Annotated in this window: 12 protein-coding genes; 3 read left to right on the top strand and 9 right to left on the bottom strand. The window is 67.9% G+C overall.

What is annotated here, in order from left to right; translation table 11 throughout:
- Window positions 1–246 precede the first annotated feature (246 nt).
- The 3 genes from EV670_RS17230 to EV670_RS18905 are packed head-to-tail and all read left to right on the top strand — an operon-like array spanning window position 247 to window position 1,226.
- Window positions 247–465, top strand: coding sequence for a hypothetical protein (locus tag EV670_RS17230; RefSeq protein WP_130434431.1), 219 nt, complete (start codon window positions 247–249; stop codon window positions 463–465).
- A complete protein-coding gene (locus EV670_RS18910) occupies window positions 440–841 on the top strand; it encodes a hypothetical protein (RefSeq protein WP_242617025.1) in 402 nt (133 codons plus the stop codon). The genes EV670_RS17230 and EV670_RS18910 overlap by 26 nt, the downstream gene beginning before the upstream one ends.
- Window positions 774–1,226, top strand: a complete 453-nt coding sequence (locus EV670_RS18905; RefSeq protein WP_341274613.1) for an ATPase — start codon at window positions 774–776, stop codon at window positions 1,224–1,226. Before EV670_RS18910 ends, EV670_RS18905 begins: the two co-directional genes overlap by 68 nt.
- Before the next feature lie 1,145 nt (window positions 1,227–2,371).
- Here EV670_RS18905 and glsA read toward each other — a convergent pair.
- From glsA to EV670_RS17175, 9 genes are read right to left on the bottom strand one after another with little or no spacing between them, the layout of a single operon-like run.
- Window positions 2,372–3,379, bottom strand: a complete 1,008-nt coding sequence (glsA, locus tag EV670_RS17215; protein ID WP_130434427.1) for a glutaminase A — start codon at window positions 3,377–3,379, stop codon at window positions 2,372–2,374.
- Window positions 3,380–3,396: 17 nt separating this feature from the next.
- Window positions 3,397–4,377, bottom strand: coding sequence for a peptide ABC transporter ATP-binding protein (locus tag EV670_RS17210; RefSeq protein WP_130434425.1), 981 nt, complete (start codon window positions 4,375–4,377; stop codon window positions 3,397–3,399).
- On the bottom strand, window positions 4,374–5,357 hold the full coding sequence (locus EV670_RS17205; RefSeq protein WP_130434423.1) for an ABC transporter ATP-binding protein: 984 nt from the start codon (window positions 5,355–5,357) through the stop codon (window positions 4,374–4,376). Before EV670_RS17205 ends, EV670_RS17210 begins: the two co-directional genes overlap by 4 nt.
- Before the next feature lie 7 nt (window positions 5,358–5,364).
- On the bottom strand, window positions 5,365–6,273 hold the full coding sequence (locus tag EV670_RS17200) for an ABC transporter permease subunit (RefSeq protein ID WP_130434421.1): 909 nt from the start codon (window positions 6,271–6,273) through the stop codon (window positions 5,365–5,367).
- A 10-nt stretch (window positions 6,274–6,283) separates the two neighbouring features.
- Window positions 6,284–7,312, bottom strand: a complete 1,029-nt coding sequence (locus tag EV670_RS17195; RefSeq protein WP_130434419.1) for an ABC transporter permease subunit — start codon at window positions 7,310–7,312, stop codon at window positions 6,284–6,286.
- Between the two features lie 10 nt (window positions 7,313–7,322).
- Window positions 7,323–8,918 carry an ABC transporter substrate-binding protein gene (locus EV670_RS17190; RefSeq protein WP_242617024.1) on the bottom strand — a complete coding sequence of 532 codons (1,596 nt, stop codon included), beginning with the start codon at window positions 8,916–8,918 and terminating at the stop codon, window positions 7,323–7,325.
- 13 nt (window positions 8,919–8,931) lie between these two features.
- Window positions 8,932–10,512: an ABC transporter substrate-binding protein gene (locus tag EV670_RS17185; RefSeq protein ID WP_130434417.1), complete on the bottom strand. Its 1,581-nt coding sequence runs from the start codon at window positions 10,510–10,512 to the stop codon at window positions 8,932–8,934.
- Window positions 10,502–12,082 carry an ABC transporter substrate-binding protein gene (locus EV670_RS17180; RefSeq protein ID WP_130434415.1) on the bottom strand — a complete coding sequence of 527 codons (1,581 nt, stop codon included), beginning with the start codon at window positions 12,080–12,082 and terminating at the stop codon, window positions 10,502–10,504. The genes EV670_RS17185 and EV670_RS17180 overlap by 11 nt, the downstream gene beginning before the upstream one ends.
- Entirely contained in the window at window positions 12,079–13,680 is a 1,602-nt protein-coding gene (locus tag EV670_RS17175; protein WP_207225097.1) for an ABC transporter substrate-binding protein, read from the bottom strand. The genes EV670_RS17180 and EV670_RS17175 overlap by 4 nt, the downstream gene beginning before the upstream one ends.
- Between the last annotated feature and the right edge of the window lie 49 nt (window positions 13,681–13,729).

Raw genomic sequence — 13,729 nt, 5'->3', positions numbered from 1 at the left:
TTGGCGGCAATCAATCCGAATTGCCGGTTGAACCTTCGAAAGCCGGGGCTTCTCGTTGGACACCGCCACCTTCCGACTCGTTATCACACAGCCTCGCTGCGTTGATGACGTATCGGTAGTCGCGGCGATGATCAGCAGGCGGCGGCCAGAGGTAGGGCCTGCGCTATGCCAATGCAGCTTTGGGGCAACCCGCTTCATTCCCGCTCGCCGGTAAGCTGAGCCTTGTTCACGCGAACGACCAGCGAAATGCCACGACGCATCCCCGAGCTCGCGGCGAAGTCTGGCCATGCAGCCTACAAGTTGGCCTTAGCCAAGACCGGTGCCGTGGTGGTCAAGACGAGCAAAGGTATCCTGGTCGAGCGCAAGGCCGATGGAACGTCGACGGTGATCAAGATCCTGCCGCCAGGCAAGCGCGTCAAGGTCGGGCTTGTGCTCAGGCGTGCCAAGCAAGAAGTCGCGGCCTGACAGCAAGAAGGCCGCCCAGCCGCGACTGAGGGTTCTGGCCGGTCAGAACGGATCGGGCAAGAGCACCATCAAGTGCGAGCTCAAGCCGGATTGGATCGGCGTCTTCGTGAACGCCGATGAGATTGAGCGCGGTCTGCGCGAGACCGGCGGCACGCTCGACTTGCAGAGCCTGGGGATGGCGGGCGAACCTGCAGACGTTCTGGGCAGATTGGAAGGGCGCATCCGGAGGTCGACGTTCGCGCAGGGGCTCGGGCTGCATGGCCTGCTTGGCAACATGACGATCGACGCGTCCCTGCACCTGCGCGTACCTGAGCCGTACAACTCCTATCTCGCATCCGTGCTGGCAGACAGCCATCCGGCGAGAACTGCTGGATGAAGGGCGCACGTTCACCTTCGAGACCGTCATGTCCTCGCGCGACAAGGTCGACTTCATGAAGGAGGCGCGGGAGCGCGGATACCGCGTGTACCTGTACTTTGTGGCGACCGATGATCCGGCGATCAACGTGGATCGGGTGCGACGCCGGGTCAAGCAGGGTGGGCATTCCGTGCCTGCGAAGAAGGTCCGCGAGCGCTACGCCAGGTCGATCGGCCTGATGACCGAGGCCTGCTGGATCGCCCATCGAGCCTACGTGTTCGACAACTCGGGATCGAAGCACAAGCTGTTGGTCCAGGTCGTCGGCGGCGACGAGATGGAGATCGAGGCGGCAACGTTGCCGCGGTGGTTCGTCGATACAGAACTCTGGCACTCGTTCAACGACTGAAGGGCGCGCGGTTCGCCGCGCGGCAGGGTGGGTCCGACCCGCAGATGTTCATGCACCTGGGTCCCGTCCACGAGCTGTGGCCTGAAGCTTCGGCTCACTGGGACGGCCTCTCGCTGGCCGAGCAGAAAGTCCGATGCGCACCGGCCCAGAAGTCGCCGTGGTGCATGGCTGAAGTCCTATCGCCACTGATCGTGCCGACATGGACGCACGCTACGGCTTGGAGTTGGAAGTGGTCCGCCGCGGCAGCGGCGTGGATGCCAAGGCAGCTGTTCCCTCCACGCGCCAGCGTTGACCGCCGTTCGCAGGACGCAGTTCTGGCATTTGATCAGCGGCTGGCAGATAGCCGGCTTGTCGTCGAAGCTGGGAAACGGAGAAAGGGATCCCTGGCTCGGCAATGAAGCCCCTGCCGGCTTGTGTTCCAAGCCCTCACGGAAACTCGGCGAGCAAGCTCTTGGAGCTGTAGCTACGGGCTTTAGCGGCGTACGATTTGCCTCGAACTCGGGAGGCACCGAGCGCGGCTTCATGAGCGCGCCGATGATCGACGTACTTCGCAAACTCAGGCGTGCCCGCAACTTTGGCTTCGCTGGAGTCGGCCAGCATTCGGGCGCGGTCACCAAAGGTCCCTGGGTCGAATCTGGTCAGCAGGCGCGCTGGTCCGGCCGCCCGCGGAGGTGACAAACCATCGGGTCAGCCCCTGCAGCTTTCAATGCATCGAGCTCAAACAGCAGGGTGAGGGGCTCGGCGTCGCTTGCTGCGTGCCTGACCTCGAACTCGTGCACCTGCGCTCGCCCACTGTCGCGCTCCCCGGTGAGGTGATGCAGGGCTTGCTCGGATTCCGCGATAGGCTGTCAGCGTGGATCGCTGGCATCTGGGTGTGCACTGATGGTGCGGAGGGCGCGGTCGGCGCTCTAATGAAGCTGTAGAGGCTTTCTTTGGTACGCGAGCTGCTACACAAGTCTGTGTATCAACCGGCCGCGAACCCGCATGAATGCTTGCTTTGGGTGGCTCTTTCGGTTTCCCATCAGCCACCCGAAAAATTTCAGGCCCTGATCAGTCGTTGAGCTTCAACGGTTGTCAGGGCCTTGGTCTTTTTGTCACGGGTACAGCGCAGGCACAGCCGGCGAAGGCTCGAAGCCGAGTCCGCATCAGACCGCTGGGGCCGACGCGAACAGGTTCAGTCCGAGTTGTTCCGATAGAAAGCCGGTGGCGTGGCAGCCGCGCACGCTGTTGCCGGCGGCGTCGAGCAGTGGCGAGAACGTGGCGATGCTGCCCTTGCCGGGTGCGACCGTCACGATGCCGCCGCTGACGCCGCTCTTGCCCGGCAGCCCGGTGTCGAAGAGCCAGTCGCCGCTGCGTTCGTAGAGCCCGGCGGTGGCCAGCACCGCGAGCACGCGCTGGCAGCGGTCGGAATCGATCACGCGCTCGCGAGTCACGGGGTTCACGCCGCCGTCGGCGAGCGTGGCGCCCATCACCGCCAGATCCCTGACGGTCACGTTCAGCGCGCATTGCCGCGTGTAGAGATCGGTCGCCTCGACCGGGTCGCAGTACATCCGCCCGTAGCCCTGCAGCAACCGCGCGATGCCCTGGTTGCGCTGGTTGGTGGCGCGCTCGGAGTCGTAGACCTCGGGGTCGACGCTGAGCCGGCGGCCTGCAAAACGCGACAGGCCCTCGTGGATGAACTCCCACTTCTCGTCGGGCGTGTCGCCTGGAGCGAGGCTGGTGGTGGCGATCGCGCCGCCGTTGACCATCGGGTTCATGGTCCGCGCCTCGTTGAGCTCGATCGCCATCACCGAGTTGAACGGCAGGCCGGTCGCGTTGACGCCGACACGTGCTCGCAACTCGTCGCCGCCGAGGGCCTGGCAGACGAGGGCGTACACGAAGGGCTTGGACACGCTCTGGATCGAGAACTCGCGGTCGGCATCGCCGGCCGCGTAGAGCGCGCCGTGGACCCCGGCCACGCAGATGCCAAACCACGCGGGCTGTGCCCGCGCCAGGGCCGGGATGTAGTCGGCGAGACGGCCTTCGTCGAGATGGCGATAGCGATCCCAGGCTTCGTCGACCAGCGTGCGCACGCGTTCGGCCGCGGGCAGGCTGCCGGTCGAGATGGTCGGTTCACCGGCACGTGGGCCGTTGTTCGGCGTGGGCGCATCCATGCCGTTCATTCTGTCCTTCAGCCGGCCAGCGTTTCCGCGTGATGGCAAGCCACCTCGTGCCCGCCCAGCGGGCGCAACTCCGGCACCTCGATCTTGCAGCGCTCGGTGGCATGCGGGCACCGCCGATGGAAGCTGCAGCCCGGCGGCGGGTCGAGCGGCGAGGGTAGTTCGCCTGTGATGCGGATCTTGATGGCGCGCCGGGCTGCATCGGTGCTCGGTGTGGCCGACAGCAACGCCCGCGTGTAGGGATGCAGCGCGCGCGTGAACAGCGAGCTCTTCGGCGCCGACTCGACCACCCGCCCGAGGTACATCACCAGCACCCGGTCGGCGATGTGCTCGACCACGCTGAGGTTGTGCGAGATGAAGACGTAGGCGATGCCGCGCTGCTGCTGCAGGTCCATGAACAGGTTCAGGATCTGGGCCTGGATCGAGACGTCGAGCGCCGAGGTCGGCTCGTCGGCCACCAGCAGTTTCGGCTCGAGCATCATCGCGCGCGCGATCGCGATGCGCTGGCGCTGGCCGCCCGAGAACATGTGCGGGTAGCGCGCCGCGTGCTCGGGGCGCAGGCCGACCTGTTGCAGCATTGCGCCGCGCTTCTCGCGCCGTTCGGCGGCCGACAGCCCGGTGTTGAGCAGCAGCGGTTCGTCGAGCATCTGCTCGATGCGCTTGCGCGGGTTGAGCGAGGCATAGGGGTTCTGGAACACCATCTGCACGCGACGCCGCAGCTGCTTGAGTTGCGCGTCGCTGGCGGTGGCAATGTCGATCCCGTCCAGATGCAGGTGGCCGGCGCTGGGCTTCTCGATCAGCGTCAGCGCGCGCGCCAGCGTCGACTTGCCGCAGCCCGACTCGCCCACCACCGCCAGCGTGCGACCGGCCTCGAGCGCGAAGCTCACGCCGTTGAGTGCCTTGACGGTGGCCGGCGCCTTGAACAGGCCGCGCGAGACGGAATAGTGCCGCGCAAGATCCCGCGCCAGGAGGACGTTGGGGGCGGCGCTCATGCCGTGGCCTCCGCTTCGAGGTTGCGTGGCAGCAGGCAGCGCACCAGGGCGCCGCCGGGCAAGGGCGCCAGCGGCGGATGGGTGGCGTGGCAGGGCGCCTCGGCGTAGGGGCAACGTGGCGCGAGCAGGCAGCCCGGTGGCCGCTGGCGCTGGCCCGGCACTACGCCAGGCAGAGTCGGCAGGCGCGACTTGCCGCGGCTGCTCTCGGGGATCGAGGCCAGCAGCGCCTCGGTGTAGGGGTGATGCGGGCGCTCGAACAGCGCCGGCACCGGCTGCGTCTCGACCACCTCGCCGGCGTACATCACGGCGATGCGCCTGGCATGCTCGGCCAACAGCGCCAGGTCGTGGGTGATCAGGATCAGCGCCATGTCCTGCCGGCGCTGCAAAGCAACCAGCAGGTCGAGCACCTGGGCCTGGATCGTCACGTCGAGCGCGGTGGTCGGCTCGTCGGCGATCAGCAGCTTGGGCTTGCAGGCGAGTGCCATCGCGATCATCACGCGCTGGCTCATGCCGCCCGAGAGCTGGTGCGGGTAGGCCTGCAGGCGCGAGGCCGGGTCGGGGATCTCCACCAGCTGCAGCAGTTCGAGCGCGCGGTCGCGCATCTGCTGCTTGCTCGCGCGCTGGTGCACCTTGAGCGTCTCGATGATCTGGAAGCCGACGGTGAAGCTCGGGTTGAGGCTGGCCACCGGGTCCTGGAAGATCATCGCGATGTCGCGGCCGACGATCTGGCGCCGCTCGCGCGGCATTAGCGTGAGCAGGTCGTGGCCGTCGAAGCGCATCACGTCGGCGCGCACCCGGCCGGGGGCGTCGATCAGGCCCATCAGCGCCAGCATGCTGACGCTCTTGCCCGAGCCCGACTCGCCGACGACGCCGAGCAGTTCGCCCTGCGACAGGTCCAGGTCGAGGCCTTGCACCGCGGCAAAGGGGCGCTCGGCGCTGCCGAACTCGACGCTGAGGTTGCGGATTTCCAGAAGGCTCATGCGCGACTCAGCTCAGCTTCTTCAGCTTGGGGTCGAGCGCGTCGCGCAGCCCGTCGCCCATCAGGTTGATCGACAACACGGTCGACAGGATCGCCAGGCCGGGCAGGGTGACGACCCAGCTCGCGCGCTCGATGTAGTCGCGCGCCGAGGCCAGCATCGTGCCCCACTCGGGCGTCGGCGGCTGCGCGCCGAGGCCGAGGAAGCCGAGCGCGGCGGCGGTCAGGATCGCGTCCGAGAAGCCGAGCGTCGCGGTCACGATCACCGGCGCCATGCAGTTGGGCAGCACGGTGTCGAACATCAGCCGCAGCTTGCCGGCGCCGGCCAGGCGCGAGGCGATCACGTAGTCGCGCCCGAGCTCGGCCTGCGCCGAGGCGCGCACCAGGCGAACGTAGCCGGGGATCGAGACGATCGCGATCGCCAGCATGGTGTTGAGCAGACCGGGGCCGAGCACCGCGACCACCGCGATCGCCAGCAGCAGGCTCGGCAGCGCCAGCAGCACGTCCATCGCGCGCAGGATCAGGGTGCCGATGCCGCGCGGCCAGAACGCGGCGATCAATCCCAGCACGATGCCGGGCAGCATCGACAGCACCACCGAGACCAGGCCGATCATCAGCGACAGCCGGGCGCCGTGCAGCAGGCGCGAGAGCATGTCGCGGCCGATGTCGTCGGTGCCGAGCAGGAAGCGCGTGCTGCCGCCGTCGGCCCAGACCGGCGGCACCAGCAGCGCGTCGCGGAACTGCTCGATCGGGCTGTGCGGCGCCAGCACGTCGGCCAGCAGCGCGCACAGCGTGACGAAGGCGATGAACAGCAGCCCGGCAACGGCGCCCTTGTTGTGCGAGAAGCTGCGCCAGAACTCGGCCAGCGGGGAGGGTGGCGCGGGCGCGACCGGTTCTTCGATCGGAAGGACGGCACTCATCGGATTCGGCTCAGTGGGCGTGGCGGATGCGCGGATTGACCAGGCCGTAGAGCAGGTCGACCGCCAGGTTGACGAGGATGACCAGCGCCGCCGAGATCAGGATGCCGCCCTGCACCACGGGGTAGTCGCGGCGGCCGATCGCATCGACCAGCCACTTGCCGACGCCGGGCCAGGAGAAGATGGTCTCGGTCAGCACCGCGCCGCCGAGCAAGCTGCCGACCAGCAGGCCGATCACGGTGATCACCGGCACCAGCGCGTTGCGCAGCGCATGCACGAAGACCACCCGCGCCGGCGCCAGGCCCTTGGCGCGCGCGGTGCGCACGTAGTCCTCGCGCAGCACCTCGAGCATCGACGATCGCGTCATGCGTGCGATCACCGCCAGCGGCACCGTGCCGAGCACGATGGCCGGCAGCACCAGGTGCGACAGCGCCGAGCGGAAGGCATCGCCGTCGCCGGCGAGCCAGGTGTCGATCAGCATGAAGCCGGTGCGGGGCTCGATGTCGAACTCGAGCCCGATGCGGCCCGAGACCGGCAGCGCCAGCGCCGGCGCGATCTCGCGCATCTGGACCGAGAAGAACATGATCAGCAGCAGGCCCCACCAGAAGATCGGCATCGAGAAGCCGGTCAGCGACAGGCCCATCACGCCATGGTCGAGCCAGGAGCCGCGCTTGAGCGCGGCCAGCACCCCGGCCAACAGGCCGAGCACGGTGGCAAACAGCATCGCGCACAGCGCCAGCTCGACGGTGGCCGGGAACAGCTTCAGGAACTCGCTCCAGACCGACTCGTGGGTCACGAAGGACTCGCCGAGGTCGAGCTGCACCGCCTTCAGGAGGTAGGCGCCGTACTGCTCGTAGAGCGGACGGTCGAGGCCGAGGCGCTTGAGCGTCTCGGCATAGAACTCGGGGTCGAGCCGACGCTCACCGGCCATCACCTGCACCGGATCGCCGGGGATCAGGTGGATCAGCGAGAAGGCCAGCAGCGTGATGCCGACGAAGGTCGGGATCACCAGCGCCAGTCGCTTGAGGAAGAAGGCAAGCATCGTCGGATTCTCAGTTCAGGCGCAGGCCGCGCAGGTCGACGGTGCCGAATGGGTTGGGACCGAAGCCCTGGACTCGCCGGTTCAACGCCGTGACGAGTTGGGCATGGACGGTTGGTATCAGCGCCACCTCGTCGAACACGATGCGCTGTGCCTTGACGTAGAGCGCGCTGCGGTGGCGTGGATCGTTGCTGCGGCGTGCTTCGTCGAGCAAGCGGTCGAAGACCGGATTGCACCACCGGCTCTTGTTGCCGCCGCCCTCGAAGGCCGCGCAACTCAGGTTCGGCGTGAAGAAGTTGTCGGGATCGCCGTTGTCGCTATAGAAGGCGAACATCACGAGGTCGTGCTCGCCGCGGCCGGCGCGTTGCAGCAACTCGCCGCCTTCCATCAGCCGCAGCCGCAGCTTGACGCCGATGCGGGCCCAGTCGGCCTGCAGCAGCTCGCCGGCGCGCCTGCCGTCGTAGCTGCCGCCGCTGTTGATGAAGATCGTCAGCTCGCGCCCGTCGTAGCCCGAGGCCTGCACCAGCTTGCGCGCCGCCTCGGGATCGAAGCGCGGCTGCAGGGTGGCGTCGAAGCTCCACATGCCGGGCGGCAGGAAGCTGCCGGCCGGGCGTGCCAGTCCGCCATAGACCGATTCGACGAAGGTCCGGGCGTCGAAGGCCAGCCGCAGCGCCTGGCGGAAGCGGCGGTCGGACAGGAACGGACGTTCGGTGTTGGGCGAGATCATCGAAGTCTGCAGCGGCTGGCTGCGCTCGATGCGGATCTCGGGCCGGCTGGCGAAGCCGCCGATCGACTCGCGCTTCATGCCGATGCCGACCAGGCATTCGCCGGCCTTGACCCGCTGCGCGCGCACGTTCGGGTCGGGCGTGATCGCGTAGACCAGCTGCTCGACCTGCGGCGGGCCGGCCCAGTGCTTCGGATGGGCCACGTAGCGGATCGCTGCGCCCTTCTGGTAGCTGCGAAAGGCGAAGGGGCCGGTGCCGATCGGCAGCGTGTTGAGCTGTTCGAGCTTGCCGGCCTTGAGCAACTGCTCGCCGTACTCGGCCGAGTAGACGGTGCCGATCGCCGCCATCGCCAGGTTGGCCAGGAACGGCGCCTCGGGCCGCGTCAGCCTGAAGCGCACGGTGTGGCGGTCGAGCTTCTCGAGCGAAGCGATCAGCGAGGGCATCTGCATGCCGGCCCAGTAGACATAGCCGTTGCGCGCCACGCCGTGGGCCGGATGCTTCTTGTCGTTGACGCGGTTGATCGACCACAGCACGTCGTCGGCGTCGAATTCGCGGCTTGGCTTGAACCAGGCCGTGCCGTGGAAGCTGACGCCGCGCCGCAGGTGCAGGGTGTAGGCGAGGCCGTCGGCGCTGACCTCCCAGCGCTCGGCCAGGCCGGGCTCGACCTCGCTGCCACCGGGCTTGAAGTGCAGCAGTTGCTCGTAGATGCCGACGGTGGCGTCGCCGGTGACGATGCTCTCGTACTGCACGGTGTCGAAGCCTTCGGGCGAGCCGTCGGTGCAGACCGTCAGCGTGCCCCCGGCATGCGCCGGCAGGCCGACGCCGGCACCCGACGCCAGCAGGACCAGCGCCGCGAGGCGGCCGAGCCGTCGAACGATGCTCACGCCTGAACCGGACTCAGGGCTTCAGGCTCACGGCCCGGAAGTCCATGTTGGCAAAGGGGCTGGGGACGAATCCGCCGACCCGCTTGTTCAGCCCCGTCAGCTCGACCGGGTAGGTCAGCGGAATGACCGGCACCTCCTCGTGGACCTTGCGCTGGGCCTGGCGGTAGAGCTCGCTGCGGCGGGCGCGGTCGGTGCTGCGGTTGGCGGCATCGAGCAGGGCGTCGAAGCTCTTGTCGCACCAGTGCGCCTTGTTGCCGCCGCCCTTTGCGGCGGCGACGCAGCTCAGGTTCGGGCTGAAGAAGTTGTCCGGGTCGCCGTTGTCGCCGAACCAGCTCAGCAGCGCGATGTCGTGCTCGCCGGCACCGGTGCGCTTGTAGAGCTCGCCGAGCTCCATGACCCGCACCTGGACCTTGATGCCGACCTTGGCCCAGTCGGCCTGCAGCATCTCGGCGGCGCGCTTGCGGTCGCTGCCGGTGCCGATGAAGAGCTGCAGCTCGCTGCCGTCGTAGCCGGCGGCCTTGACCAGCTCGCGCGCCTCCTGCGGGTCGGCTCGATCCTTCAGCGTCGGGTCGTGGCTCCAGATGCCGGGCGGCAGGAAGCTCGCCGCCGGCGTCGCGAAGCCGGCGTTGACCGCCTGGATGTAGGCCTTCTTGTCGATCGCCAGCCACAGCGCGCGCCGCAGCCGCGCGTCATCGAGGAGCTTGTGCTGGGTGTTGAGCGCCAGGTAGCTCGTGACCAGGGGGTTGAAGCGCAGCACCTCGAGCACACCGCCCGGCTTGAGGCTGGCCACGCTCTGCGACTTGAGGTCGCCGACCAGGCACTCGCCGGCCAGCAGGCGCTGGGCGCGGACATCGGGATCGATGGTCACCGCGAACACCAGCCGATCGACCGGCGGGCGGCCGGCCCAGTAGTCGAGGTTGGCGTCGTAGCGGACGATGGCGTCCTTCTGGTAGCTCCTGAAGACGAAGGGGCCACTGCCCACCGGCTGCGTGTTGAGCTGGTCGAGCCGGTTCGCCTTGAGCAGTTGCCCGGCGTACTCGGCCGGGTAGACCGAACCGATGTTCGCGATCGCCAGGTTGGCGAGGAAGGGCGCGTTCGGGCGCGTCAGCGTGAAGCGCACCTTGTACGGATCGAGCTTCTCTACGCTCCTGATCAGCGCCGACATCTGCATCCCGGCCCAGTAGACATAGCCGTTGCGGGCCGAGCCGTGGGCCGGGTGCGACTTGTCGAACATCCGGTTGATCGAGAACAGCACGTCGTCGGCATTGAGCTCGCGGCTCGGCTTGAACCAGGGCGTGCTGTGGAACCTGACGCCGCGGCGCAGGTGCAGGTCGTAGACCAGGCCGTCGGCGCTGATGTCCCAGCGCTCGGCGATGCCGGGCATCAGCTCGGTCGTGCCGGGCTTGAAGCGGAGCAGCTGGTCGTAGATCGGCAGGCCGGCGATGTCGTTGGTGTTGGCCAGTTCGTACTGGACGATGTCGAAGCCCTCGGGCGCGCCTTCGGCGCAGACCGTCAGCGTGCCGGCGGCATGGGCGGGGGCAGCCAGCAGCAGCGCGGCCAGCAGCGCGAGCCGGCTCCGGAGATCAATTCGCATCCTTGGCTCCAACGCTGACGCCGCGAAAGTTGAGATCCGTCAGCGGGCTGTGCACGAAGCCCTTGACCTTGCGATTCACGGCGGTGAAGTAGAGCGGGTAGACCGTCGGAATGAGCCCGACCTCGTCGAAGACGATGCGCTGCGCCTTCAGGTAGAGCTCGGTGCGGCGCTTGCGGTCGGAGCTGACGCGGGCCTCGTCGATCGCCGCTTCGAAGGCCTTGTTGCACCACTGGCTGCGGTTGCTGCCGCCGTCGATGGCGGCGCAGCTCAGGTTGGGCGTGAAGAAGGCGTCGGGGTCGCCGTTGCCAACCCAGTTGAGAAAGGTGATGTCGTAGTCGCCGCGGCCGCTGCGCTTGAGCATCTCGCCCCATTCCATCATGTGCACGCGGACCTTGACGCCGATCCGCGCCCAGTCCCCCTGCATCAGCTCGGCCGCGCGCTTGCCGTCGATGCTGCCGCCGATGCGGGTGGCAATCGCCAGCTCGGTACCGTCGTAGCCCGCCGCCTTGACCAGGGCCCTGGCGCGTTCGGGGTCGAAGCGGTTGGCGAGCGAGGCGTCGAAGCTCCACAGCATCGGCGGCAGGAAGCTGACCGCCGGCTCGGCCTTGCCGTTGTAGACCGCCTGGATGAAGCTCTTGCGATCGAAGGCCAGCCGCAGCGCGTCGCGAAAGCGCTGGTCCGACAGGAAGCGCCGCTTGTGGTTGAGCGCGATGTAGCCGGTCATCAGTGCCAGGCTGCCGGGCGCTTCGATCGCCGTGCCGGCGAGCTCGCCGATCGTCTCGGCCCTCATGTTGGCGCCGACAAGGCATTCGCCGGCCTTGAGCCGTTGCACGCGCACACTGGCATCGGGCGTGATGGCAAAGATGAGGTGGTCCAGCGTGGGCGGGCCGCCCCAATGGCCGGGGTGGGGCGCAAAGCGCAGCACCGCGTCCTTCTGGTAGCTGCGAAAGACGAACGGGCCGGTGCCGACCGGCTGCGTGTTGAGCGCGTCGAGCCGACCGCTGGCGAGCAGTTGCGCGCCGTACTCGGCCGAGTAGACCGACGAGGTGTTGAACTGGGTCAGCTGGGTCGGGAACGGTGCGCTCGGCCGGTGCAGCGTGAAGCGCACCGTCATCGCGTCGATCTTGTCGATCGCCTTGACCTGCTCGGCCATGCCATACGAATCCCAGGCGACGAAGCCGTTGGTGGTGGCCTTGCGCCATGGGCTGTCGCGGTCCATCAACCGGCGGATCGAGAAGATCACGTCGTCGGCGTTCATCTCGCGCGTGGGCTTGAACCAGGGCGTGGTGTGGAACTTCACGCCCTTGCGCAAGTGCAGCGTGTACTGCAGCCCGTCGGCGCTGACTCCCCAGCGCTCGGCCAAGCCAGGCCCGGGCTCGGCGCTGCCGCGCCGGTTCATCAACAGCTGCTCGTAGATCGTGTTGCCGGCGGCGTCGTTGACGACTGCAGAGGTGTACTGCGTGACGTCGAAGCCGTCGGGCGAGGCTTCGGTGCAGACGGTCAGGGTGCCGGCGGCGTGGGCGGACAGCGCCAGCGCCAGCGCCGCGGTGGCGCAAGCAGCGCGCCTCACTTGAGGCTCACACCATGGAACTGTGTCGTGCCGAAGGGGCTCATCTTGTAGCCCTCGACCCGCACGCTCATCGGCGTGAAGACGCGCGCGTGGGCCATCGGCACCCACGGCGCCTCGCGCCTGAACACCGCCTGGGCCTGCTCGTAGATCTTGGTGCGCTCGGGCACGGCGATCGTGCGCCGGCCCTTGGTGACCAGCGCGTCGAACTCCTTGTCGCACCACTGGCCGTAGTTCGAGCCGCCGACCGCCGCGCAGCTCAGCAGGTTGCCGAGGAAGTTGTCCGGGTCGCCGTTGTCGCCGGTCCAGCCGAACATGCCGATCTCGCTCTCGCCGGCCTTGCCGCGCTTGAGGTACTCGGCCCACTCGTACTTGACGATGCGCGCCTTGATGCCGATCTTGGCGAGGTCGGACTGGATCAGCTCGGCCGCCTGCTGGCCGTTGGGGTTGTAGGGCCGCTGCACCGGCAGCGCCCACAGCGTGGTCTCGAAGCCGTTGGGGAAGCCGGCCTTGGCCAGCAGTGCCTTGGCCTGTTCGGGGTTGTGCTCCCACTGCGGCAGGTTCTTGTTGTACGACCACATCGTCGGTGGCAGCGGGTTGCGCGCCATCACGCCGGCGCCCTGGTAGACCGCGTCGACCAGCGACTTGCGGTCGATGGCGAGGTTGATCGCGCGTCGCACCTCGAGCTTGTCGAGCGGCGGCTTCTTGACGTTGAGCGTGAGGTAGCCGACGTTGAGGCCCTCGAGCGAGAGCACCTTGAGCCTGGGCTCCTTCTGCAGCAACTCGACCTCGGTCGGCTTCGGGTAGGCCGAGACCTGGCACTCGCCGGCCTTGAGCTTCTGCATGCGCACCGCGGAGTCCTTGGTGATCGCGAAGACCAGGTTGTCGATCTGGGCCTTGCCGCGCCAGTAGTCGGCGTTTGCCGTGTAGCGGATCTGGGCGTCCTTCTCGTAGCGCTTGAAGACGAAGGGCCCGGTGCCGACCGGCTTGTTGTTGAGCTCGGCGGCCTGGCCGGCCTTGAGCAGCTGGGCGCCGTACTCGGCCGACTGGATCGAGGCGAAGTCCATCGCCAGGTTGGCGAGGAAGGCGGCGTCGACCTCCTTGAGCGTGAAGCGCACCGTCATCGGATCGACCGCCTCGATCCTGGCGACGTTCTTCGGCAGCCCCATGTCGTTGGCGTACTCGTAGGAGACCGGCGCCGCCTTGTGGAAGGCGTTCTCCTTGCTGATCATCCGGTCGAAGCTGAACAGCACGTCCTCGGCGCCCAGCGCGCGGGTCGGCTTGAAGCTGTCGCTCGAATGGAACTTCACGCCCTTGCGCAGCTTGAAGCTGTAGACCAGGCCGTCGGCGCTGACGCTCCAGCTCTCGGCCAGCGCGGGCTCGATGCGGGTGCCGCCGCGCTCGAACTCGACCAGGCGGTTGAAGATCGGCTGCGAGCTGGCGTCGAAGGTGGTGCCGGCGGTGTAGCGGGCCGGGTCGAAGCCCTCGGGGCTGCCCTCGGAGCAGTAGATCAGCGTGGTAGCGGCCTGGGCGCCGCAGGCGAGGGCGGCGAGCAGCGCGAAGGTGCCGGCATCGCGGCGCAGGTTCTGGAGCTTGGTCACGGCAGGAGGCGGGCTGGGGGACAAGGTGGCGAGTCTAGACAGCGCGGCG

Origin of the sequence: Rivibacter subsaxonicus (genome assembly GCF_004217215.1) — a bacterium.
GTDB classification, from domain to species: domain Bacteria; phylum Pseudomonadota; class Gammaproteobacteria; order Burkholderiales; family Burkholderiaceae_C; genus Rivibacter; species Rivibacter subsaxonicus.
This window is presented reverse-complemented; position numbering and strand designations above follow the sequence as displayed.

Coding starts and splice junctions, on each gene's coding strand:
- EV670_RS17185 (WP_130434417.1), bottom strand. CDS start 10,512: ATGCGAATTGATCTCCGGAGCCGGCTCGCGCTGCTGGCCGCGCTGCTG.
- EV670_RS17200 (WP_130434421.1), bottom strand. CDS start 6,273: ATGAGTGCCGTCCTTCCGATCGAAGAACCGGTCGCGCCCGCGCCACCC.
- EV670_RS17210 (WP_130434425.1), bottom strand. CDS start 4,377: ATGAGCGCCGCCCCCAACGTCCTCCTGGCGCGGGATCTTGCGCGGCAC.
- EV670_RS17230 (WP_130434431.1), top strand. CDS start 247: ATGCCACGACGCATCCCCGAGCTCGCGGCGAAGTCTGGCCATGCAGCC.
- EV670_RS17205 (WP_130434423.1), bottom strand. CDS start 5,357: ATGAGCCTTCTGGAAATCCGCAACCTCAGCGTCGAGTTCGGCAGCGCC.
- EV670_RS17195 (WP_130434419.1), bottom strand. CDS start 7,312: ATGCTTGCCTTCTTCCTCAAGCGACTGGCGCTGGTGATCCCGACCTTC.
- glsA (WP_130434427.1), bottom strand. CDS start 3,379: ATGGATGCGCCCACGCCGAACAACGGCCCACGTGCCGGTGAACCGACC.